This window comes from Clostridium luticellarii (genome assembly GCF_002995845.1).
In the GTDB taxonomy this organism is placed as follows: Bacteria; Bacillota; Clostridia; order Clostridiales; family Clostridiaceae; genus Clostridium_B; species Clostridium_B luticellarii.
In genome coordinates this window covers 1-2,120 of record NZ_PVXP01000138.1, presented here as the reverse complement: position 1 = coordinate 2,120, position 2,120 = coordinate 1, and the positions used below count along the sequence as shown (strand labels likewise).

Genomic DNA, 2,120 nt, shown 5'->3' with positions numbered 1-2,120 from the left:
GAGGTATAATGGTGATTTTGTTTTTTGATTCAATTCAATTTTACCATAAATCAGTGAGGAGTTATTTTATTTTGCAGCAAGAAATATACCGCATTTATGCGGATTACAGCGTTTCGCAAACGCCTAAGTATAAATGTGTTAGAAAGGAGAAATTATGAATTATTATTGTGAAGAATGGGATAGAATGAAAATCAAAGGAAAAATAAAATTTGTATTGGATATTAAAAATCTCATGCTTGCACTTGTATTTATATTTATATTTCTAGTTGTAAAGATCTTTACTCTGAATCAATTTTATCTGTTGAAAGAATTTATATTCTATATCATATATATGTCCGTGGTTTTTTCAATTCTTCTTGCAATATCACAGCTCATAAGATGGAATCTATATGAAAAATTTTTCAGTGAAAATTTTTCTGGGAAGTCCGTCATTATAAAATTAAGTGAAATTTTTATTGGAATCTTAAGCTTATGGATTCCCCTGGGGATTTTTTATTCTATATTTGTAATAACACCTAATTCCTATATATTGAAAAGTCTCAGCTTTACTTTTAATTATGTAATTTACTTTACTGCTTATATAATTGTAAATTGTATATTTTGGATATCAATTGGATTTATATTTGAGTTCATAATCAATGTAAAAAACATAGGCCTTTTTAATGCTTTAATAGGCAGGAAAAATAAAATTTATATATTAATTGATAAAAGAAATATTTTTTGACAATATATAGTATAATAAAGGTATAGTTAAATTCATGAGATGGGGGATTTAGATGAGAGTTATAATAGACAGATTTGAGGGACCTTATGCTGTTTGCGAAAAAGAGGATATGACTATGATGGATATAAAAAGAATAAATTTACCTAAAAACGCTAAAGAAGGATGTGTTCTCGACATATCATCAGAGGGTAAAATAACTATAAACATAGAAGAAACCAAAAAGAGAAAAAGAAAAATTGACTCCTTGACTAAAGACATTTGGAATTAACACTTTCTAACAGTCAATTAGCATATAGGCAGGATATTATTCTGCCTATATGCTAATTTTTATTAATGTATTGACTTTTTCTTATAACTTTTTCCTGAGACTTCAACATTTCCAATGGTCATAAGTGCAGTAGAATCAAAATCATAAACTATGGATTTTAATTTGGCTATTTCAAGACGGGATACTATTACATATATTACATTGGTTGGCGTACTGGTATAGCCTCCCTTACCATCTAAAAGCGTAGCTCCTCTTCCCAACCTTGCCAAAATTGCTTCTGTTATATCTTCATATTGATCTGAAATTATAAGTACAGCTTTTGACTCATCAAGTCCTTCTACAGTTATATCAATCACTTTAAAAGCTATAAAATAAGTTACAAGTGAATACATAGCTCTGTCCCATCCAAATACAAGACCAGCACTGCTTAGTATGAATACATTAAAAAACATAACTATTTCACCTATGGAAAAACCCGTTCTCTTGTCCAAAATTATGGCTATTATTTCAGTGCCATCAGAAGATCCACCATTCCTTATTATTAATCCAATTCCAATTCCAAGTATTATTCCACCAAAAACCGAAGCCAGGAGGGTGTCATTTGTAACACCGGGAACGGGCTTAAGAATGGACACCATGATTGATAGGGAAGTTACAGAAAACAAAGTGGATAGGGTAAAGGTTTTCCCGATATGTTTATATCCTACTATTAAAAAAGGTATATTTAATGCAAATATAAATAGTCCGAGAGGTAATTTCGTAAGGTGACTGGATATGATAGATATACCGGTAACACCTCCGTCTACTACATTATTGGGAATCAAGAATAATTCCAGAGCCACAGAGGCTAGGACAGCTCCTATTAACATGAAAGCTAGCCTGCTGGCCATTTTAAGCATTTTATGTTGTTTTTTTGACATTGTTGAACCACGTCCCTTATATAAATTTTATATAAATTAAATGCCTACAATTATTATCTATAAACATTAAAGAAATGAAGTAATTTTTAAAATAAACAATAAAATGAGAAATTCACAGATATTATGATATAAAATCATAAAATAAGATTTTGCAAATTTTATTTATACTAGTACATAAAATGATAAAATATACCCATATATATTATAT

Annotated in this window: 3 protein-coding genes; 2 read left to right on the top strand and 1 reads right to left on the bottom strand. The window is 29.3% G+C overall.

The genetic code is table 11. From position 1 onward, the window contains the following. Positions 1-154: 154 nt before the first annotated feature. Positions 155-724 (top strand): hypothetical protein, encoded by a 570-nt coding sequence (locus CLLU_RS18355; RefSeq protein WP_207656035.1) that lies wholly within the window; start codon positions 155-157, stop codon positions 722-724. 52 nt (positions 725-776) lie between these two features. Continuing rightward, positions 777-992, top strand: coding sequence for a DUF3006 domain-containing protein (locus CLLU_RS18350; protein WP_106011197.1), 216 nt, complete (start codon positions 777-779; stop codon positions 990-992). A 62-nt stretch (positions 993-1,054) separates the two neighbouring features. On the opposite strand, the gene CLLU_RS18345 is transcribed toward CLLU_RS18350, so the two are convergent. After that, positions 1,055-1,912 (bottom strand): YitT family protein, encoded by an 858-nt coding sequence (locus CLLU_RS18345; RefSeq protein WP_106011196.1) that lies wholly within the window; start codon positions 1,910-1,912, stop codon positions 1,055-1,057. Positions 1,913-2,120 lie beyond the last annotated feature (208 nt).